Here is a 21,698-nt window from a genome sequence, read left to right on the forward strand (position 1 = left end):
ATGGTACTGCAGGGGGGACCCTGTGGGAGAGTAGGACACCGCCGGACTTAACTTAGAAACACCAGAAAAGCCATCCCTCCGGGGATGGCTTTCCTGCGTTAACAGGCCACCCACGCGGGTGGCCCTGTTTTCGTTAAGCCGCTCTCTTTCGGCCGCGTTCAGTAGCGTTCTCAAGACCCGGGCCGTACGCCTGCGGGGTGACGGCGCATCCGCTGCTCAGCTCAAACACTCGAACTCGGCACCCCGCGAACACCCCGCGAATACCCCGACACCCCGCCTACAACGTGGACGCTGTGCGAGCTGCGACGTGCTGCAGCCGCGGTAAGAGCGGGCGTCTGGCGGAATGGCGTTGCATCTTGATAGGTAGGTTCTCAGCGGGGTTTTGCGCTAGGGATTAGGCTTGGTCTGTCTGTCGAAATGCCGGACTAATTACACAGGAGATACAAGTGAGCCCTTCAGGACCCCGCGACGGCGATTCCCGTAACAACGGTCAGGATGACCGTCGTTCGAACCAGAGTGGCCGACCCTCGAACGGGCGACCTTCCGGTGGCCGTGATGGTGCCAAGCCTCCCTACCGTGGCAACTCCGACCGCCCCCAGCAGGGTGGAGAACGGCCGCCGTATCGCGGTAACTCTGATCGGCCCGCCTATGGCGGCAATGACCGGGCTCCGTACCGTGGTAACTCGGATCGTCCGGCCCAGGGCGAGCGTGCTCCATACCGTGGCAACTCTGACCGCCCCTCCGGTGGCAATGACCGGGCTCCGTACCGTGGCAATTCGGATCGTCCGGCCCAGGGCGAGCGTCCTCCGTACCGGGGAAACTCTGATCGTCCTGCCCAGGGTGACCGTGCCCCGTACCGTGGCAACTCTGACCGACCGTCCGGCGGCAACGATCGTGCTCCCTACCGTGGCAACTCTGACCGCCCGGCGCAGGGCGAGCGTCCTCCGTATCGGGGCAACTCTGACCGCCCGGCGCAGGGCGAGCGTCCTCCGTACCGTGGCAACTCTGATCGCCCGGCGCAGGGCGAGCGTCCTCCGTATCGGGGTAGCTCTGACCGCCCGGCGCAGGGCGAGCGTCCTNTCTGACCGCCCGGCGCAGGGCGAGCGTCCTCCGTATCGGGGTAGCTCTGACCGCCCGGCGCAGGGTGAGCGTCCTTCGTACCGTGGCAACTCTGATCGTCCGTCCGGCTCCAACGATCGCGCTCCATACCGGGGCAACTCTGATCGCCCTGCCCAGGGCGGGGACCGTAAGCCGTGGGCCAAGGATGGCGCACGGCCCGACCGCAGCGATCGGCCGAGCAACGACCGACCGCGCAGCGACAACGACAGCAAGCCGTGGACCCAGCGCGGCGGTTCACCGAACCGTGCCGGTGCCCCGCGCGTCGACGCCGGCAAGAAGCTGTGGACCCGCGACGGCGCTCCGGCCCGTAACGACCGCGATGCCCGCGTCGTCGAAGAGGAGATGACCGAAGAGCAGCGCATGCAGCGTGAGCTGCGTTCGGTGCGTCCCCGTCACGATGACCCCGAGCTTCCCGACGACATCACGGCCAACGACCTCGACCGCATTGCGCGGAACGAGCTGAAGACCCTGACCAAGGAGAACGCCGAGACCGTTGGCCGCCACCTGGCCATGGCGGCACGCGTCATCGAGGAGAACCCGCAGCTCGCCCACCAGCACGTGATGAGCGCCGCCCGCCGGGCCGGCCGAATTGGAGTTGTGCGCGAGAGCCTCGCGATCACCGCTTATGCCACCGGCGACTTCGCCCTGGCCCTGCGCGAACTGCGCACCTACCGTCGCATTTCCGGCTCGAACGACCAGCTGCCCCTCATGGTCGACAGCGAACGTGGCGTGGGCCGTCCCGACCGGGCTCTCGAGCTTGGTCGCTCGGTCGACCGCAGCACGCTGTCCCCGTCCGTACAGGTTGGTCTGGCCATCGCCATGTCGGGGGCACGCCTCGACCTCGGTGAAACGGATGCCGCGCTCGTTGAACTCGAAATTCCCCAGCTCAACCCCAACACGGCCTTCTCCTACAGCCCCGAGCTGTTCGCCGCGTACGCAGAGGTTCTGAGCGAACTCGGCCGCGAGGACGAAGCTGACGAGTGGCTCGAACGGGCCTCTCGCGCTGATGCCGCCCTCGGTGCCTCCGGTGACGATGACGAAACCATCGAAATCGAAGAGATGGAAGAGGACGACGATGACGCCCTCGCCGACTTTGCGGCTGACGCCGGCGATGATGACGACGATGACGAATCGGTCGACGCCGGCGAGGCTGCTCGTGCAGTTGCCGCGGCCGGCCTCGGCGATGCTCCGGTGACGGCCGTTGATCCAGCGTCTGCCGTTGAGGTTGACGACGCCGACGACCAGACGAACGCCGAGGACGACGCTGCGGCATCCGTTTCGCAGGATGACGAAACGGAGCCGGATGCTGCATCGCCGAAAGCCTGAGTCGGCGACGCCACTCGATGGCGTTGACGTGCTGCTGGCCGATCTGGACGGTGTGGTTTATGCGGGTCCGGCGGCGATTCCGTTCGCCGTTGAAAGCCTGAACCGTGCCGCTGACACGATGCGCGTGGGCTACATCACCAACAATGCCTCGCGTACCGACCAGTCAGTTGCCGACCACCTCACCCAACTCGGGCTGAGCGTGGCCGCAGCGGATGTCGTCACCTCTCCCCAGGCAGCCGTGCGGCTGCTCGCTGAGCAGGTGGCACCCGGCTCGAGCATCCTCGTGGTGGGTGGCGACGGTCTGGTCGATGAGGTGGTCAAGGGCGGTTTCGTCGTGACGCGCTCGGCCGACGACAAGCCGGCCGCCGTCATCCAGGGTTTCTCACCCGACGTCGGCTGGGTGCACCTGGCCGAAGCGGCGTTCGCATTGAATGCCGACGGCGTGGGCACCGGAATTCCGTGGATCGCGACCAACACCGACTGGACCATTCCGGTGGCCCGCGGCATCGCTCCCGGCAACGGAACGCTTGTTTCCGCCGTGCACACGGCTGTGGGCCGGCTGCCGCTCGTGGCAGGCAAACCCGAAGCGGCCATCTTTCTGGAGGCGACTCGGCGGTTCAACGCGAAGAACGCGCTCTTCATCGGCGACCGGCTCGACACCGACATTCTCGGTGCCAACCGGGCCGGCATCCCCGCCGTACTCGTGCTCACCGGCATCGACCGGGCCAAACAAGCCCTCGCCGCCGACAAGGAGTCGCGGCCGGCGTTCATCATCGAAAACCTGCAGCAACTGCACGAGCCGTACCCGGAAACGGTGTTCTCCAAGGACGGTTCGACCGCGACGGTGAGCGGGGCCAGCGTGCGGGTGCATGGCAACGACGTGCAAATTCTCAAGGCAGGCGACGGCGGGGTCAACCTGCTGCGCGCGGCCTGCGCCGCGATCTACCGATCCGGGCGGGCGATTTACGGCCTCAACGTTCCGGAGCGACTGTATCTCGAGCAGTAGCCTAGAGCTGTGAACCCCGAACCAGAATCGGTCGATCTCGCGGCGCAACTCGTCGACATCGAGACCCAGCCGCTCGAAGCGCGCGCTGAGGCCTTTGGGCAGCTGCACGAGCAGCTGCGCGAACAACTCGAGAACGCCGACACCGACCAGGCGGGCCAGGCGTGACCGACGCCTCCGTGCCGAATTTTCGCCGAGACCATGAAACAGACCCATTTATGCCCGAGCACGTGAACGACGCTGACCCGACCGATACCGCCCCGCTTGACGGCCCGCCAGAACGGATGCCCGCCTCCCGCCTCGACGCTGCCCTCGCCGATCGTGGCCTGGTTCGGTCCCGAACGGTCGCTGCCAAACTCATCGCCGACGGCCTCGTCACGGTCAACGGAGTGCCGGTCGTGAAGGCCAGCACCAAAGTAGACGCGGACGCCGTTCTCGAGGTGGCCGCGACCGACCACTACGTCAGCCGGGGCGCCCACAAACTCAATGCAGCGCTCGACGCCTTCAACCTCGACGTCAGCGGCCGCACGGCTCTCGACGCCGGAGCGAGCACCGGCGGGTTCAGCCAGGTGCTGCTCGAACGCGGCGCCGCTCAGGTGATCGCCGCCGATGTCGGCCACGGCCAGCTGGCAGCGCAACTGAAGACCGAGCCGCAGCTGTTGCTGGTCGAGGGGTACAACATCCGCTATGCGACCCCGGAAACGCTCGCCGTGGCATCCGGAATCGCGACCCGTCCCGACCTCGTCGTGGCCGACCTGTCGTTCATCTCACTGACCACCGTGTTGCCGGCCCTCGTGGCCACGGCCGCACCCGGCGCCGACTTCGTGCTGCTGATCAAGCCGCAGTTCGAGGTGGGTCGCGGCGGCATTCGCGAGGGCATCGTGCACGATAGGGGCCTGCGCAGCGACTCGGTGGCCGGCGTGCTCTGGGCCGGCTGGGACCTGGGCCTGAAGACCTGCGGCGTCATCGCCTCACCCATCATTGGGGCGGCCGGAAATCACGAGTATCTGTGCTGGATGAGCGCCACGGCCGGCACAAATCCGACAGAATGGATGGACCGGGTCGATTCCGTGGTGGGAGCGTGACGAGATGAGTGACACCCCGCGGTATTTTCTGATTGTGGCGCACACCGGCCGGGCCGACTCGCTCGAGGCCGCCGCGACGGTCTGCGAGCAGCTCATCGCTGCCGGCGCCGTGCCCGTGCTCGCGCTCGATGAGCGGGCCGACCTGCTCGCTTCATCGCCCGAACTGAACGGCCACATTGCCATTCTCGGGGAAACCGTAAAAACCGCCGAGCTCGAGCTGGTCATCGTGCTCGGCGGCGACGGCACCATCCTGCGATCGGCCGAACTCGTGCGCGGCTGCTCGGCACCGCTGCTCGGTATCAACCTTGGCCACGTGGGTTTTCTCGCCGAGAGCGAGCGTGACGACCTCGGCGAGGCCGTGCGTCGAGCACTCAAGGGCGACTACGAGGTCGAAGAACGCCTCGCCCTCTCGGTGCGGGTCAAGGTCGCCGACGAGGTCGTCTACGAAACCTGGGCGCTCAACGAGGTCACCGTCGAAAAAGCCAGCCGCGAACGCATGATCGAGGTCGTCGTCGAGGTTGACGGTCGTCCGCTGTCGTCGTTCGGCTGCGACGGCGTCGTGCTCTCGACCCCGACCGGCTCGACCGCCTACTCGTTCTCGGCCGGCGGCCCGATCGTCTGGCCCGGCGTCGAAGCGCTGCTGCTGGTGCCGCTCAGCGCCCACGCCCTGTTCGCGCGGCCGCTCGTGGTCGGCCCGGAGTCGTCCCTCGCCGTTGAAGTACTCTCCCGTACCGGCGCCCGCGCCGTGCTCTGCGCCGACGGACGCCGCACGCAGGACCTCCCAACCGGCGCCCGCGTGATCGTGCGCCGCTCCACTGTTCCGGTGCGGCTGGCCCGCCTGCACATCGGGCCATTCACCGACCGCCTGGTCAACAAGTTCGACCTGCCGGTCACCGGCTGGCGCGGCCCGGTCGGCCGCGAGTGATCGACGAGCTGTTCATCCGCGACCTCGGCGTCATCGCCGAGGCCACGCTGCCGCTCGGCCCCGGCTTCACCGCCGTCACCGGTGAAACCGGCGCCGGCAAGACCATGGTGGTCACCGCCCTCGGGCTGCTGCTCGGCGATCGAGCGGATGCCGGCACCGTGCGTCAGGGTCAGCCGCAAAGTTTCGTGCAGGGCCGCTGGGTCATCGACCCGGCCAGCGCCGTGGCCGACCGGGTGCGCGACGCCGGGGGAGACCTCGACGGGCCGGAACTGATCCTCGGGCGATCGGTCTCGAGCGAAGGGCGCAGTCGCGCGATGGTCGGCGGCCGTGGCGCTCCGGCGAGCGTACTCGGTGACCTGCGCAACGACCTCGTCGTGGTGCACGGCCAGAGTGATCAGGTGCGCCTGCGCTCCGCCGCCGCCCAGCGCGACGCCCTCGACCGCTTCGCCGGGCTCGATCTCGCCGCCGTTCTCGGCGACTACCAGCACGCCTTCCACCGCTGGCAGGCCAATCAACAGGATCTCGATCGGCTGGTCACGGAGCGCGACCTGCGTGCTCGCGAGGCCGACGACCTGCGCGCTGCACTGGCCGAGATCGAAACGGTCGCCCCGCAGCGCGGAGAGGACGCCGAGCTGGCCGAGCGTGCTGAACGCCTCGGCAACCTCGAAGAGCTGCGCCTGGCCGGCGAGCAGGCCCGTCAGCTCATCTCCGCCGAAGACAACCCCGACGACCTGCCCGACGTCGTTGCCCTGCTCGAAACCGCCAGGCGCGCCCTCGACCGGGTCGCGCCGCACGACGTCGCCCTGCCGTCGTTGGTCGCGGCGATCGCCAACGTCGGTTTCGTCGTCGCCGACATCGCCGCCGAACTGGCCAGCTATCTCGACGGCCTCGACGCCGACGGTGCCCGCGAACTCGAAATCGTGCAGGAACGCCGCGGCGAACTGGGAATCCTCGCCCGCAAGTACCCAGGCGGTCTCGAGGAAGCCATCGAATTTCTGGACACCGGCAGCACGCGGCTGCTCGAGCTCGACTCCGACTCCGAGAGAATCGATGAGCTCAGCGCCGAAGCGGATGCCGACCACACGCTGGTCACCGATCTCGCCGCCGCCCTCACCGCGTTGCGCCTGGCGGCAGCCGTGCAGCTCGGCGCCCGGGTGAGCGCAGAACTCGGCGCGCTGGCGATGCCGGACGCCGTGCTACTCGTGGAGGTGGAACCCGGCCCCGAGTTCACGATCACCGGCAGCGACCTCGTACGCCTGCTGCTGCAGCCGCACGCGGGCGCCGAACCCCGGGCGTTGGCGCGCGGGGCATCCGGTGGCGAATTGTCGCGGGTCATGCTCGCCATCGAGGTCGTCATCAACGCGACCGACCCGGTACCCACCTTCGTCTTCGACGAGATCGATGCCGGCGTGGGCGGGGCCGCCGCCATTGAAATCGGACGCCGGCTGGCCCGACTGGCCGAAACCGCCCAGGTGATCGTGGTCACCCACCTCGCCCAGGTCGCAGCGTTCGCCGGTAACCACCTCAGTGTGGTCAAGGACAGTGACGGATCCGTCACCGCCTCGAGCGTGCGCCAGCTGCGCGGCGACGACCGGGCCGCCGAAATGGCGCGCCTGCTCTCGGGGCTGCCCGACTCGAAGAGCGGCCTCGAACATGCCCGCGAACTGCTCGACCTCGCGAAGCCAAAGTGATCGGCGAAATTCAGGTGATAGCATTGAAGCCCGTGGTGGAAAATATACTTACGGATAGATCAGACGGCACGACCAAGCACATCTTCGTGACCGGGGGTGTGGTCTCCTCGCTCGGTAAGGGCTTGACGGCGGCCAGCCTCGGAAACCTTCTCACTGCACGCGGCCTGCGGGTCGTCATGCAAAAGCTTGACCCCTATCTGAACGTCGACCCGGGAACGATGAACCCGTTCCAGCACGGCGAGGTCTTCGTGACCGACGACGGCGCGGAGACCGACCTCGATATCGGGCACTACGAACGTTTTCTCGACATCAACCTCGGCCAGTCGGCCAACGTGACGACCGGGCAGATCTACTCGCAGGTCATCGCCAAGGAACGCCGCGGCGAATATCTCGGCGACACCGTGCAGGTCATCCCGCACATCACCGACGAGATCAAGCGTCGCATGCGCCTGCAGGCCAGTGACGATGTGCGCCCCGACGTGATCATCACCGAGGTCGGCGGCACCGTCGGTGACATCGAAAGCCAGCCGTTCCTCGAGGCCGCCCGCCAGGTGCGCCACGAACTCGGCCGCGGCAACGTTTTCTTCGTGCACGTTTCGCTCGTGCCGTTCCTCGGCGCGGCCGGCGAGCAGAAGACCAAGCCCACTCAGCACTCCGTCGCGACGCTCCGCTCGATCGGTATTCAGCCCGACGCCCTCGTACTGCGCAGCGACCGGCCGGTCTCTGAGTCAAACAAGCGCAAGATCGCTCTCATGTGCGACGTCGACGAAGACGCCGTCGTCAACGCCGTCGACGTTGCGTCGATTTACGAGATCCCGACCATGCTGCACGACCAGGGTCTCGACAAGTACATCGTCAACGCCCTCGGCCTCGTGGCCGACGTCGTCGACTGGTCCGGCTGGGAGAACCTGCTCGAAGCCGTACGCCACCCCAAGCACGAGGTCACGATCGGTCTGGTCGGCAAATACATCGACCTCCCGGATGCCTACCTCTCGGTTACCGAGGCGCTGCGAGCCGGCGGATTCGCCAACCAGAGCAAGGTCAAGATCGTCTGGATCGGCTCCGACGATTGCGAAACCGACGAGGGAGCGGCCCGCCTGCTCGGCGAACTCGATGGCATCTGCGTGCCGGGCGGCTTCGGCATCCGCGGCATCGAGGGCAAGCTCGGCGCCCTCAAGTTCGCCCGCGAAAACGGCATCCCGGTGCTCGGCCTGTGCCTCGGCCTGCAGTGCATGGTCATCGAATACGCCCGCAACAAGGCCAACCTGCCTGGAGCATCCTCGAGCGAGTTCGACCCGGAAACCGAGTTTCCGGTCATCGCGACCATGGAAGAGCAGGTCGAGATCATCGCCGGAGGCGACCTCGGCGGCACCATGCGCCTCGGCCTCTACCCGGCCACCCTCGCCGAGGGGTCCCTCGTCGCCGAACTGTACGGCGAAAACTCGGCGTCCGAACGTCACCGTCACCGCTACGAGGTCAACAACGCCTTCCGCGACCAGATCGCCCTGGCCGGCCTGTGGTTCTCCGGAACCAGCCCCGACCGCCACCTGGTCGAATACGTCGAGCTCAAGCGCGAGGAACACCCGTTCTACGTGGGCACGCAGGCCCACCCCGAGCTGCGGTCACGACCGAACCACGCGCATCCGCTGTTTCGCGGCCTGATCAAGGCCGCGCTCGACCGCCAGCAGGCCAGCCGCCTGTTCGAGGTGAAAGAAGAACTCAGTGCCTGAACTAGAGGATGACGTCGCGCCGGTCGACGTGACCGCGAGCGACATCGTCTATGACGGCGCCATCTGGAACGTGCGTCGCGATAGCTTCGACTACAACGGCGCGAGCATCACCCGCGAGTACCTCGACCACCCCGGCGCGGTCGCCGTACTCGCCCTCGACCAGCAGGACCGGGTGCTGCTGATCAAGCAGTACCGGCACCCGACCGGCCTGCGCGGTTGGGAACTGCCGGCCGGACTGCTCGACGTGAGCGGCGAGAACGCCGTCGTCGGCGCGAAGCGCGAGCTGGCCGAAGAAGCGGATGTCGTCGCTTCCGAGTGGGCGCTGCTCACCGAGTTCTATACCTCGCCCGGCGGCAGCAACGAAGCGATTCGGGTCTACCTCGCCCGGGGCATCTCGGCGGTTGCCGCGTTCGCCCGTACCCACGAAGAAGCCGATATCGAACTGCGCTGGGTTCCGCTGGACGAGTGCGTCGACGCCGTGCTGGCCCGTCGCATCTCCAACCCGATCCTGATCGTGGCTGTTCTGGCCGCGCAGGTGGCGCGTTCACGCGGGTGGAGCACGCTGGCGGCGGCCGACCTGCCGTGGCCGCGGCATCCGCTCAGCATTCATTCGCGCAGCAGTCACACCGCCGCCTGAACATGTCGATCGCCACGGCGGTGGATGGGTATCTGCGGCACGTGTCGGTCGAGCGCGGTCTCGCGGCGAACACCGTCGCCGCCTACCGCCGTGATCTCGGGCTGTACACGGCCTGGCTTGGGGCAGATTCGGCTGAGGGTGCGCCGCGGCCGATCACCGACCTGCGCGACGTCACCCGTGCGCACATCTCGGCCTTCGTGCAGTACCTCGGACTGCGCCCGGAATCGCCGCTGACGGCGGCTTCCATCGCCCGCGTTCTCTCGACCGTGCGCGGGTTTCACCGGTTTCTGCAGGGTGAGGGCCTCGTCGAAACGGATGTTGCGCACGACACCAAACCGCCCAAACTGGCCCTGCGCCTGCCCAAGGCGATCTCGATCGACCAGGTCAGCGCGCTGCTCGCGGCCACCGACGGCGACGATCTGCAGCGCCTGCGCGACAAAGCCCTGCTCGAACTGCTCTACGCTACCGGCGCCCGGGTGAGCGAGGTAGTCAACCTCAACGTCGACGACGTGCTCGTGGAGGAGTTCGACTCGGTGCGCCTGACCGGCAAGGGCGACAAACAGCGCATCGTGCCGGTCGGCAGTTTCGCGCGCGCCGCCGTCTCCGATTACCTGGTGCGAGCTCGGCCGATGCTGTCGGCTCGCGGACGCTCGACGCCGGCCCTGTTTCTCGGGCTGCGCGGGCAGCGGGTGAGCCGGCAAAACGCCTGGCTGATCATTCGCGCTGCCGCCGAACGCGCCGGGCTCACCGTGCCCGTCTCGCCGCACACCCTGCGACATTCCTTTGCGACACACCTGCTCGCCGGAGGGGCCGACGTGCGCGTGGTGCAGGAACTCCTCGGCCATTCCTCGGTCGCGACCACCCAGATCTACACGCTGGTCACGGTGGACACCCTCCGCGACATGTACACCCTCGCCCACCCCCGAGCGCGTTGATCAGGGGGCACAGCGGCGATCCTTGCGGCGACGGGCCGAACACTCGCTACAATCGACCAAGTGATGGGTGCAGGACAAATCAAGGACGGGCCAGTGACGCGTAAGTTGAGCGAGCGAATTTCGCTACCCGGTTTCGACGATATGCCGGTCGGTCCGACCGGACGAGAAAAACACGAATTCGCCGAACCGGAGCCGCTGAAAAGCCACGGTCCGGCCCGCATCATCTCCCTCTGCAACCAGAAGGGTGGCGTCGGCAAGACCACGACGACCATCAACCTCGGTGCCGCCCTGGCCAGTTACGGCCGCCGCGTGCTGGCCGTCGACTTCGACCCGCAAGGCGCCCTCTCGGCCGGCCTCGGCGTACCCACCCACGATGTCACCACCATCTACGACCTGCTGCTGAACGGCAAGGTCGACCCGAAAGACGCGATCCAGCAGACCTCGGTCGAGGGACTCGACGTTATCCCGGCCAACATCGACCTCTCCGCCGCCGAGGTGCACCTGGTCAATGAGGTCGCTCGCGAGCAGATCCTGGCCCGCGTGCTGCGCAAGGTGTCGGCCGACTACGACGTCATCCTGATCGACTGCCAGCCCTCGCTCGGCATCCTCACCGTGAACGCCCTCACCGCGAGCCACGGCGTGCTGATCCCGCTCGAGTGCGAATTCTTCGCCCTGCGCGGCGTCGCCCTGCTCATCGAAACCATCGACAAGGTGCGCGACCGACTCAACCCGGCCATCGAACTCGACGGAATCCTCGCCACCATGTACGACTCCCGCACCCTGCACTCCCGCGAGGTACTCGAGCGCGTCGTCGACGCCTTCGGCCACAGCGTGCTCGAAACCGTCATCGGCCGCACCGTGAAATTTCCCGACGCGAGCGTCGCCGGGGTTCCCATCACCGACTTCGCGCCCGAGCACGCGGCCGCTAAGGCCTACCTACAGGTGGCCCGCGAACTGATCCACCGTGGCGCAGTCGCCTAGCGCGGCCGAGAAGCCCGCGTTTTCGGTCGCCCTCGGCAACTTCGAAGGCCCGTTCGACCTGCTGTTGAAACTGATCACGCGGCACGAACTCGACATCACCGAGATCTCGCTCAGCCGGGTCACCGACGAGTTCATCTCCTACCTGCGCGGCCTAGATGCCAACGAAGAACTCGACCAGGCCACCGAGTTTCTCGTCGTCGCCGCCACACTGCTCGACCTCAAGGTGGCCGGACTGTTGCCGCAGGGTGAACTTGTCGACGCCGAAGACGTGGCGCTGCTCGAAGCCCGCGACCTGCTGTTCGCCCGCTTGCTGCAATACCGCGCCTTCAAGGAAGCCGCGGGCTGGTTCACCGGTCAGCTCGACGTGGAGACCCGCCGGCACGTGCGGTCGGTGCGGCTGGAGGAGAAGTACCGTCAGAAGACTCCCGAGCTGGTCTGGACACTCTCCCTCGCCGATTTCGCCGCCCTGGCCGCCGTGGCCCTCGCACCGCGCGAGCTGCCCGTTGTGGGCCTCGACCACCTGCACGCGCCGCTGGTCAGCATCCGCGAACAGGCCGCCTACGTCGTCGCCATGCTGCAGTCGGGGGAGCCGGTCTCGTTTCGGCAGCTCATCGCCGGGGCCGACCTGAAGGGCGTCATCATCGCCCGCTTTCTCGCGGTGCTCGAGCTGTACCGTCATGGTGCCCTCTCCTTCGATCAGATCGAGCCCCTCGGCGAGCTCACCCTGCGCTGGAGCAGCGACTCTTGGTCCGATGAAAACCTGGCATCCCTCGGAGCCGACTATGACAATTAGAAACCCGACCACCGACACGCGATCGCGCGCCCCGCAAACGGATGCCGCAGCATCCGTTTCGCCAGCGGCCAGCGACCTCGACCGCCAGCTCGAAGCCGTGTTCATGGTCGCCGACGAACCGCAGGGCCTCGTGCACCTCGCGACCGCCGTGGGGCGGCCGGTCGCTGAGGTAGCGGCATCCGTTGCGCGGCTGGTGGCCGATTTCGACGGCATCAGCAGCCCCGACGGTAGGAAAGCGGTGCGCCGCGGTTTTGAGCTGCGCGAGGTCGCCGGTGGCTGGCGCATCTACGTGCGTGCAACGCACGATGAGCTCGTGACCGACTTCGTGCTGACCCAGAATCCCAGCCGGCTCAGCCAGGCGGCGCTCGAAACCCTCGCTGTGATCGCCTACAAGCAGCCGATCAGTCGCGGCCAGGTCGCCAGCATTCGCGCCGTCAACGTCGACTCCGTCGTGCGCACCCTGCTCGGTCGCGGCCTCGTCACCGAGGCCTTCACCGACAGTGAAACCGGCGCGATCAACTACGCCACCACAGACTTGCTGCTCACCCAGCTCGGAATCAACTCGCTCGACGAGTTACCCCACCTTTCGCCGTTGCTCGACGGCGGCACCGACGGATTCGAGGATCTACTTTGACCGACAACACCCCCCAGGACCAAGCCCCGCGCGACCCCAACTTCAACCCGGAGGCCGCAGCCGACGGCGTGCGCCTGCAGAAGGTGCTCGCCTCAGCCGGCGTCGCCAGCCGCCGCGTCTCCGAAGACCTCATCACCTCCGGCCGTGTGCGGGTGAACGGCAAGGTCGTCACCGAGCTTGGCCGCCGGGTACACCCCGAAACCGACCAGGTCGCCGTCGACAACGTGGCCGTGCAGCTCGACACCACCCGCCGCTACCTCATGCTCAACAAGCCGGTCGGCGTTGTTTCCTCGATGCAGGACGAGAGCGGACGCCCCGACCTGCGCGAATTCACCGACCAGTTCGACGAACGACTGTTCAACGTTGGGCGCCTCGACGCCCAGACCAGCGGCCTGCTGATTCTCACCAACGACGGTGACCTCGCCCACGTGCTCGCCCACCCCTCCTTCGGCGTCTCCAAGACCTACATCGCCAAGGTCGAGGGCCGCGTCTCACCGCAGACCATCGGGCAGCTGCAGAGCGGCATCGAACTCGACGACGGCCCCATCCACGCCGACAAGGCGCGCATTCTCACGAGCCCTCCCGGCGGCGGCTACAGCATGGTCGAACTCACCCTGCACTCCGGTCGAAACCGCATCGTACGACGGATGCTCGACGCCGTCGGTCACCCCGTGGTCGACCTGGTACGTCGCCAATTCGGACCGTTGAACCTCGGAACCCTGCAGCAGGGAGCCGTACGCGAACTCACCCGCGAAGAACTCGGCCAGCTGCTCACCGTCTCCCGGCAGGCGCCGAGCGCGCGGCCCGAAGCTAACTAAGGACTGACGCATATGGGGGAAAGCCGCCTCGTCGGCCCGGTGCGCATCGTCGGCGTCGGTCTGCTCGGAACCAGCATCGGCCTCGGACTGCGGGGCCGCAAGATCGAGACGATCCTCGCCGACGCGTCACCGACGAACCTCGCCATCGCGATCGACTACGGTGCCGGCCGCGCCGCGAAGGACGGCGACCTGCCGCAGCTGATCGTGGTCTGCGTGCCGCCCGACGTGACCGCCGAGATCGTCGCCCGCGAACTCGAGGCGTACCCGGGAGCGATCGTGACGGATGTCGCGAGCGTCAAGCTGGCCCCTCTCGCCGAGCTGCGCGAGCGCGGCGCGGACATCAGCCGGTACATCGGGTCGCATCCGCTCGCCGGTCGGGAGAAGGGCGGCCCGCTGTCCGGCCGCGCTGACCTGTTCATCGGCCGACCCTGGGTGGTCGCCGCGCACGACGCGATCAGCTACCAGCAGGCCGGCGCGATCGACGACCTCATCCTCGACCTCGGCGCTATCCTGGTCGAAATGACGCCCGAGGAACACGACCTCGGCGTCGCCCTGGTCTCGCACGTACCGCAGGTCATCTCCACCCTGATGGCCCGCCGCCTCACCGGGGCCGCACACTCCTCGCTCAACCTGGCCGGCCAGGGCCTGCGCGACGTGACCCGCGTCGCGGCGAGCGACCCCGACCTGTGGGTACAGATCCTCGGAGCCAACGCCGGCCCGGTGCGGGACGTCTTGCTGGCTTACCGCGACGACCTCGACCGGTTCATCGATGCCCTCGAAGACCCTGCCGCACCAGGTTCGCAGCGCAAGGTCGCCGAGGAACTCGCCGGCGGCAATGCTGGGGTGGCCCGCCTGCCCGGTAAACACGGCCAGGACCGCCGGTTCTCATCGATGGTCGTCATGGTCAACGACCGGCCCGGCCAGATTGCCCGGCTGCTCAACGACATCGGTGAGCTCGGCGTCAACCTTGAAGACTTACGCTTGGAACACTCGCCGGGCGCCCAGATCGGTCTCGCCGAAATCTCCGTCCTGCCCGAGGCCGTCATTTGCCTCACCGAAGAGCTGGCCGCCCGCGGCTGGCGGATTGCTGGTTGACTTTCATGGCCCGTCACACCCTCCCCACCCTCGTTGCCATCGATGGGCCGGCCGGAAGCGGCAAGTCGAGCGTGAGCCGAGCGGTCGCACGTCGCCTCGGTTTCGCCTACCTCGACACCGGCGCCGCCTACCGCGCGCTGGCCTGGCTGGCGCTCGACCGGAAGACCGATCAGACCCAAGCGGATGCCGTCACCGCGCTGCTCAAAGACTTCGACTATTCGATCGGTACCGACCCGGACGAATACTTCGTCACGGTAGGGCAGACCGACGTGACCGACGCCATCCGCTCGCCCGAAGTCAGCGCCGCCGTCAGCGCTGTAGCCCGGGTTCCCGCGGTGCGTGAGGCCCTCACCGAACTGTTTCGGAGCCTCGCCGCGAACGTCGATCGGCCCGGCGTGGTGGTCGAAGGGCGCGACATCACGACCATCGTCGCCCCCAAGGCCGAGGTACGCATTCTACTCACGGCATCCGAGGAGGCTAGAATGGCTAGACGCTCTGCGGAAATAACGACCCAATCGGCCCAAACCGTGGCAGAACAGCTGCGATCACGTGATCGCGCTGACTCACAGGTTGTCGATTTCATGAGCGCTGCAGACGGTGTGATAACCGTCGACTCCACCCATCTCGACTTCGAGCAGACCATTGACGCGGTCATCGACGTCTACCACACACGCACGAAGCGGGCTTTGAATGAGTAACGAATACGACGACACGAGCACTGCGCTCGACACCGAGCTGGCCGAACGACTCGCCAACCTCGATGAGGAACTCGCCACGCGGCGTTCCGCCGCGCTGCGCACGGACCTCGACAACTACGACCTCGACGAGGAAGACCTCGACGTACTGCAGACCGTCACCGACGACCCCGACGCGATCCAGTACCTGCCGGCCGTGCCGGTGATCGCCATCGTCGGCCGCCCGAACGTGGGCAAGTCGGCGCTGGTCAACCGCATCCTCGGCCGCCGTGAGGCCGTCGTCGAGGACACCCCCGGCGTCACGCGGGACCGCGTGGCCTACAAGGGCGAATGGCACGAGCGCAAGTTCAGCCTCGTCGACACCGGCGGGTGGGAGCCCGACGCCAAGGGAATCGACGCCTCCGTCGCAGCCCAGGCCGAGATCGCCATCGACCTCTCCGACCTGGTCATGTTCGTCGTCGACTCCAACGTGGGCCCAACCTCGACCGACGAGGCCGTCGTGCGCATGCTGCGGAAGTCCGGCAAGCCGGTCTTCCTGATCGCCAACAAGGTCGACGACGTGCGCCAGGAGCCCGAAGCGGCCAGCCTGTGGTCGCTCGGCCTCGGCCAGCCATGGCCGGTCTCCGCCCTGCACGGTCGTGGTGTAGCCGACCTGCTCGACGCGATTCTGCTCGTGCTGCCCGAAATCTCCAACGTCGCCAAGCAAGAGGTCGGCGGCCCGCGCCGCGTCGCCATTCTCGGCCGCCCGAACGTCGGCAAGTCCAGCCTGCTCAACAAGGTCGTGGGCGAGGAGCGCGTTGTTGTCAACGAACTCGCCGGCACGACCCGCGACCCGGTCGACGAGCAGGTCGAACTCGGCGGCAAGGTCTGGCGTTTCGTCGATACCGCCGGCATCCGCCGTCGTGTGCACCTCTCGCAGGGTGCTGACTTCTACGCCTCGCTGCGCACCAGCGCTGCCCTTGAAAAGGCCGAGGTCGCCGTTGTGCTGCTCGACGTGACCGAGGTCATCAGCGAGCAGGACATTCGCGTCATCGACCTCGTGATCGAGTCGGGCCGCGCACTCGTGCTCGCGTTCAACAAGTGGGACCAGATCGACGACGACCGTCGCCGCTACCTCGAGCGTGAGATCGAGCAGGACCTGGCCCACGTGGCCTGGGCCCCGCGCGTGAACATCTCGGCGAAGACCGGTCGCCACATGGAGAAGCTGGTTCCGGCCCTCGAGCTCGCGCTCGAGTCGTGGGACACCCGCATCGCCACCGGCAAGTTCAACGCCTTCCTGGCCGAGCTCGCCGCAGCCCACCCGCACCCCGTGCGAAGTGGCAAACAGCCGCGCATCCTATTCGGCACCCAGGCTTCGAGCCGCCCGCCGACATTCGTGGTGTTCACCACTGGGTTCCTCGACCCGGGCTACCGTCGCTACATCCAGCGTCGCCTGCGCGAGATCTACGGCTTCGAGGGAAGCCCGATCAACCTCAGCATGCGGGTGCGCGAGAAGCGTAAACGCTAAATTCGCAGAATCCAAGCGGCCGGTCCTGTTAGCGCAGGTCCGGCCGCTTTTTTGGGCGCCGAATGCCCGTCGCGCCAGCGAAGATGAGGTCACTCGATTTGCATGCGAACCCTAAGTGGGCAAAGCTCATTGAGTACAATGTGGCCCTCTACGGCTGATCACCCGCACGTTCCCGGACTTGTGCGCGACAAAGAATATACGTAACCAACTAATGACATTGAGAAATATCCGCACGTCCATCCTTAAACACAACTCAAGCACAACCACTCGGCCTGTCACCGACGTCCGCCCACGCCGGGAACCACGATTGGTCATTCTGGCCGCCGTCGCGGTGTCGGCGTTCGCCCTTTCCGGCCTCACCGCTGTTCCGGCCTTTGCCGGGAACGGAAGCGGAAGCGCCGACTCGACAAGCACCTCGATCGATATCCCGGCTGGCCGGAGCATCACCGCTCAGCTGGGCACAGTGCCCTCCGGCGTGAAATCCGTCGATGTGAAGTTCTTCACGTCCGAGGTCACGGCCAGAAGTCAGGTGAAAATTGCTGTCGGCGCAGAGGACACGCAAACGTATTCGTTCACGGCACCCGTGGGTACCAGTGCAACCAAGACGGTCACGGTTCCCGTGACGACGCAGACAAACGGCGCCGTAACCCTGTCCAGTAGCGTCGCCGACGTCAGGTTGAACCTCGAACTGGCCGGTTTTGAACGCGGCGCAACGGAGCCCACGCCCGCACCGACTCCGGAGCCCGCGCCGACTCCGGCTCCCACACCGTCAACCGAGCCGACTCCGGCTCCCACACCGTCACCCGAGCCGACTCCGACACCGGGTGGCATACCTGGTGCCTCCAACACGGGTGTTCCGTCCGGAACCACACTGACCGTGCACCATGGCGACATCAATGTCACGACGGCCGGCACAGTTCTCGACGGCCTCGACATTCGTGGTCTGGTCAAGATCAGCGCGGCCAACGTCACCATCAAAAATTCCATCATTCGTGGTCGCACCATGAACGGCCCGGGCGCCCTCATCAACAACCTCGGCGGCTTCAGAAACCTCGTCGTGACCGACACCGAGCTGTCCCCGAGCACCGCTTCGCCCGATGCCAACGGAATCTACGGCTATAACTTCACGGCAACGCGCGTGAACATCAATAACGTCATCGATGGCATTCACATCACGGGAAGCAATGTGAGCCTGCAGGACTCCTGGATCCACGACCACATGCATTACCGCAATGACCCGAATCAGGGCGGTTCGCCCAGTCACGACGACTCCATCCAGGTTCAGTCTGGCAATAACATCACGGTCGCCGGCAACCGCCTGACCGACTCGCACAGCGCCGCCGTACAAATCACTCAGGACCGCGGAACGGTATCCAACTTCACCTTCGCCGACAACTTCGCCAATGGCGGGGCCTGCACCGTGAACATTGCCGAAAAAGCCTATGGCCCCCTCCAAGGCACGATCATCAAGGACAACACCTTCGGCAAAGACACCAAGGTCGCCAACTGCGCCGTGATCGCCAAAACCACCACCAAGATCGACTTCCAACGCAACTACTACACCGACAACACCACCGTCGTCATCAAAAAAGGCTAACAAGCACCGGTAAACCCACTCGAATTCCCTCACGGGACCAGGCGGGCCCCACGCACACAGCGTGAGGCCCGTCCTTGGTGCATGCTCGGCAGCATGCGCATATTGAGTCTGATGTATACCTAGGTCATCGATAGAAGGAGCGCCATGACCACTACGAGTGCTGGCCAGAAGCGTGTGCGCCTGGCCGCCGACCCGGCTGATTTCGCTCGGCTCGGCCTCAACCCGCTCAGCACGGCGCAATTCGAAGACGGTCTGCGCACCGACCCGAACCGCCGTGGGTCGTACGAGTGGTGGTATTTCGACGCGAGTCTCGACGATGGCGCCAAGCTCGTCGTGGGCTTCTATACGAAGAACCCCGCGACGCCGGGCACCCGCCTGGCTCCGTTCGTGAACATAAACCTCGACCTGCCCGATGGACGGTCGTTCGAGAGGACTTTCGCGGCCGATCCCGAGCAGTTCAGTGCCTCCACCGACGGCTGCGATGTGCGCATCGGCGACAATCGTTTCAGCGGTGATCTACAGACCTACCGGGTGAGCGCATCCGTCGAGAACATCACGGTGAACGTGACGCTCAGCGGCACGGTGCCGGCCTGGCGGCCGGCGACCGGCTACGAGATGTTCGCGCGCAACGGCGTGGAGAAGACGTTCGCCTGGTTTGTGGCGGTGCCGAACGGGCGCGTCGACGCCGAGTACTCGGTCGACGGGCAGGTCGTCAAAACCACAGGGGTTGGCTACCACGATCACAACTGGGGCGATGCGCCTCTGCGTGAACTCATGCACAACTGGTATTGGGGACGCGCGCAGGTGGGGCCGTACAGCCTGATCGCCGCGCACATCACTGCCGAAAAGGCCTACGGCTACGAGCCGCTCACCACCCTGCATCTCGCCCGCGATGGTGTTGTCGTGGCCGACGACGGCACCAAAGTGGCGGTCACGACCGACCGTATCGGCATCGACGCTCCCACTGGTAAGCCGGTAGCGGATATCCTCACCTACGACTACCGCGCCGGCCCCGACCGCTTCACCATCACCTTCGAACGGGAGGAGACGCTGCTGCGCACACGATTCATCGACGTCGTGCCGCCGGCCGCGAAGCTGCTCGCGCGCCTGATGCGGTTCGACGCAGCCTACCTGCGTTTTACCGGAACCCTGGCTCTGCGCCGGTACCTCGACGATGTTCTGGTCGAGGAATACACCGAGACCAAGGCGCTCTGGGAGCTCATGTACCTGGGCAAGACCCGCCTTCCGGTGACCTGAGGGTTGTTCGCATGGCCGCAGCGCGCCCCGCAGGATCTGGGCCAGTGCGCGCGAGTTCCGCCTGGCGCGCAGCGGCGCAACTCCCGCGAAACTCTACGACGGAGTCTGCATCCCAGACGACTTGTGACGCCTTAAAGAATTGTGCCTCCCGCAGCCGGTCGGATTTGCTGAGCGAAGGACAAGGTCGATTTCATGCGAATCGAGACCTGTAGTTCGAAAGTGATTCGCATCACTTTCGAACTACACACCTGCGGAAATAGATGAGGTTCGCTGCGACCAAACTGCCATCCAGCGAGTCGACCACGTCCGTCCTCGCATGAAATCCTCGCGCCCGTGCCGGACATGCCTCAGTATGAGAGTTGTGACCGACACCGAGCGCGAAAAGCGGATGCGCAACCTGGTCGTGCTGGTCGGCGACCCTGTGCGCCACTACCTGCACCGCCGCACCGACGCCGCAACGGCCGACGACGTGATCGGCGACACCCTGCTCGTGTGCTGGCGCCGCCTCGACGAGGTTCCCGACGATGCCCTCCCCTGGGCGATCGTCGTCGCTCGACAGTGCCTCAGCAACGCCCAACGCGCCGAGCGTCGCCGCACGCGTCTCATCGGCCGCATCATCGCCATCGACCCTCCGCCGGCCGTTACGGACGAGAACCCCGCAGCATCCACCGTCGATGAAGGCACCGCCGTGGCGGCCCGCGTGACCGCAGCCCTCGCCGGCTTGCGTCGAAACGATGCCGAGATCCTGCGGCTGTGGGCGTGGGACGAGTTGACGAGCCCGCAGATTGCCGTTGTGCTCGGCATCAGCGCGAACGCAGCGGCGATCCGGCTGCACCGCGCGAAGGCGCGCCTCAAGCAGGAGCTACTGAAATCCGGCCACTCGACCGGACATATAACTTACGACGAAGGGAGCGAAGATGCACGACGATGACCGTGCGCTGCGCGATCAGCTGCGCGCCGCCGATCCGGCCCGCGCGCTGCCCCCTGCCTCGCCGACGTGGCTCGACCACAGAATGGAGCAGATCATGACCGACCAATCCTCACCCACCACGACCGCCACGCCCGAGACGCCACGACGCGCGTTCCGGCGGTGGATGCCGGTGGTCGGCGTCGCCGCCGGCCTCGCCATCGCCGCTGCAATCGTCGCGCCTCTCGTTCTCGGTGGCCCGGAACCCACCGTCGAGTCGCTGCAGCCTCCCATGGGCGGAGGCCTGGCGAGTGGCAGCTGCCTCCCGCTTGAGCCTGCGACCGTCGCGGCGCAGGAGCAGGCGTTCGCCGCGACGGTGCTGCAGATCCAGGGCAACACCGTTGTTCTGGAGGTCACGGAGCGCTTTGTCGGCGACGTCGCCGACCGCGTGGAGGTGGCGCAGGTCGACACGATGACCTCCGACTTCTCAGGCGTGCCCTTCGAGGTCGGCCAGAGCTACCTCGTCGGCGCAATCGATGGAACGATCACGGGATGCGGCGTGACCGGGGCCGACAGTGCCGAGCTTCGCGCGGTCTACGACGCAGCGTTCCCGGGCTGATCCGGGCTCGCGAGAGCGGTCGGGAACGCTGCGTGGTATCGTCCCATCGGCGTCAGACGGTGGGGAGAGGCTCACACAGCATCCGGTTGAACGAGAAATCGCTCCGGGTCGATTCAGGTGGGTACATGATGGGCGTTTGCTTGATCCTGAACCGCAACGATGGCCATAACTTGTTGTCGCGAGCGTCGGCCGCCACAGCGAGAATCACCTAGTACATAATTTTTCGGGTTCAGGCTTCCTCTGCACCAGTAAGCGCGGTCTACCCACCCGACATCGTTTTACGCCGACCATCGCGAGTTCTGGCACTACATGGACCTGATTGTCGATCCTGTCTCTATCTGCCC

General features: G+C 66.4%; 19 protein-coding genes. All 19 read left to right on the top strand.

The features are described from left to right. Positions 1–2,422: 2,422 nt before the first annotated feature. Positions 2,423–3,451, top strand: a complete 1,029-nt coding sequence (locus E3T35_RS07115) for an HAD-IIA family hydrolase (RefSeq protein WP_134378261.1) — start codon at positions 2,423–2,425, stop codon at positions 3,449–3,451. Positions 3,452–3,460: 9 nt separating this feature from the next. Then, positions 3,461–3,616 carry a hypothetical protein gene (locus E3T35_RS19225; RefSeq protein WP_166789869.1) on the top strand — a complete coding sequence of 52 codons (156 nt, stop codon included), beginning with the start codon at positions 3,461–3,463 and terminating at the stop codon, positions 3,614–3,616. A 116-nt stretch (positions 3,617–3,732) separates the two neighbouring features. Beyond that, on the top strand, positions 3,733–4,533 hold the full coding sequence (locus E3T35_RS07120; RefSeq protein ID WP_134347120.1) for a TlyA family RNA methyltransferase: 801 nt from the start codon (positions 3,733–3,735) through the stop codon (positions 4,531–4,533). Positions 4,534–4,537: 4 nt separating this feature from the next. Next, the gene (locus tag E3T35_RS07125) at positions 4,538–5,458 is read left to right on the top strand and encodes an NAD kinase (RefSeq protein WP_134347109.1); all 921 of its coding nucleotides are present in this window, start codon (positions 4,538–4,540) and stop codon (positions 5,456–5,458) included. Beyond that, positions 5,455–7,149, top strand: coding sequence for a DNA repair protein RecN (recN, locus tag E3T35_RS07130; RefSeq protein ID WP_134378262.1), 1,695 nt, complete (start codon positions 5,455–5,457; stop codon positions 7,147–7,149). Before E3T35_RS07125 ends, recN begins: the two co-directional genes overlap by 4 nt. A 35-nt stretch (positions 7,150–7,184) precedes the next feature. Then, positions 7,185–8,879: a CTP synthase gene (locus E3T35_RS07135; RefSeq protein ID WP_233197486.1), complete on the top strand. Its 1,695-nt coding sequence runs from the start codon at positions 7,185–7,187 to the stop codon at positions 8,877–8,879. After that, positions 8,872–9,516, top strand: coding sequence for an NUDIX hydrolase (locus E3T35_RS07140; protein WP_134347107.1), 645 nt, complete (start codon positions 8,872–8,874; stop codon positions 9,514–9,516). Before E3T35_RS07135 ends, E3T35_RS07140 begins: the two co-directional genes overlap by 8 nt. Positions 9,517–9,518: 2 nt before the next feature. Continuing rightward, a complete protein-coding gene (gene xerD, locus E3T35_RS07145; RefSeq protein ID WP_134347106.1) occupies positions 9,519–10,451 on the top strand; it encodes a site-specific tyrosine recombinase XerD in 933 nt (310 codons plus the stop codon). A 141-nt stretch (positions 10,452–10,592) separates the two neighbouring features. Then, on the top strand, positions 10,593–11,432 hold the full coding sequence (locus tag E3T35_RS07150; protein WP_241987924.1) for a ParA family protein: 840 nt from the start codon (positions 10,593–10,595) through the stop codon (positions 11,430–11,432). Next, complete coding sequence (locus E3T35_RS07155; RefSeq protein WP_134378263.1) at positions 11,416–12,225, top strand: ScpA family protein; 810 nt, start codon at positions 11,416–11,418, stop codon at positions 12,223–12,225. The genes E3T35_RS07150 and E3T35_RS07155 overlap by 17 nt, the downstream gene beginning before the upstream one ends. Next, positions 12,215–12,859 (top strand): SMC-Scp complex subunit ScpB, encoded by a 645-nt coding sequence (locus E3T35_RS07160; RefSeq protein WP_134347104.1) that lies wholly within the window; start codon positions 12,215–12,217, stop codon positions 12,857–12,859. The genes E3T35_RS07155 and E3T35_RS07160 overlap by 11 nt, the downstream gene beginning before the upstream one ends. Before the next feature lie 68 nt (positions 12,860–12,927). Then, positions 12,928–13,677 carry a pseudouridine synthase gene (locus tag E3T35_RS07165; protein ID WP_241987923.1) on the top strand — a complete coding sequence of 250 codons (750 nt, stop codon included), beginning with the start codon at positions 12,928–12,930 and terminating at the stop codon, positions 13,675–13,677. A 12-nt stretch (positions 13,678–13,689) separates the two neighbouring features. Continuing rightward, complete coding sequence (locus E3T35_RS07170; protein WP_134347102.1) at positions 13,690–14,772, top strand: prephenate dehydrogenase; 1,083 nt, start codon at positions 13,690–13,692, stop codon at positions 14,770–14,772. Between the two features lie 5 nt (positions 14,773–14,777). Further along, positions 14,778–15,470: a (d)CMP kinase gene (cmk, locus tag E3T35_RS07175; protein ID WP_134347101.1), complete on the top strand. Its 693-nt coding sequence runs from the start codon at positions 14,778–14,780 to the stop codon at positions 15,468–15,470. Continuing rightward, positions 15,463–16,974 carry a ribosome biogenesis GTPase Der gene (gene der, locus E3T35_RS07180; protein WP_134378264.1) on the top strand — a complete coding sequence of 504 codons (1,512 nt, stop codon included), beginning with the start codon at positions 15,463–15,465 and terminating at the stop codon, positions 16,972–16,974. The genes cmk and der overlap by 8 nt, the downstream gene beginning before the upstream one ends. A gap of 307 nt (positions 16,975–17,281) precedes the next feature. After that, a complete protein-coding gene (locus tag E3T35_RS07185) occupies positions 17,282–18,571 on the top strand; it encodes a hypothetical protein (RefSeq protein WP_134347100.1) in 1,290 nt (429 codons plus the stop codon). Positions 18,572–18,715: 144 nt separating this feature from the next. Further along, complete coding sequence (locus tag E3T35_RS07190; RefSeq protein ID WP_134378265.1) at positions 18,716–19,828, top strand: lipocalin-like domain-containing protein; 1,113 nt, start codon at positions 18,716–18,718, stop codon at positions 19,826–19,828. 361 nt (positions 19,829–20,189) lie between these two features. After that, entirely contained in the window at positions 20,190–20,759 is a 570-nt protein-coding gene (locus E3T35_RS07195; RefSeq protein ID WP_134347098.1) for an RNA polymerase sigma factor, read from the top strand. Beyond that, positions 20,746–21,354 (top strand): hypothetical protein, encoded by a 609-nt coding sequence (locus E3T35_RS07200; protein WP_134378266.1) that lies wholly within the window; start codon positions 20,746–20,748, stop codon positions 21,352–21,354. Before E3T35_RS07195 ends, E3T35_RS07200 begins: the two co-directional genes overlap by 14 nt. The last annotated feature ends 344 nt before the right edge of the window (positions 21,355–21,698 follow it).

It is taken from the genome of Cryobacterium sp. TMT1-2-2 (assembly GCF_004403505.1).
Taxonomy (GTDB): Bacteria; Actinomycetota; Actinomycetes; order Actinomycetales; family Microbacteriaceae; genus Cryobacterium; species Cryobacterium flavum.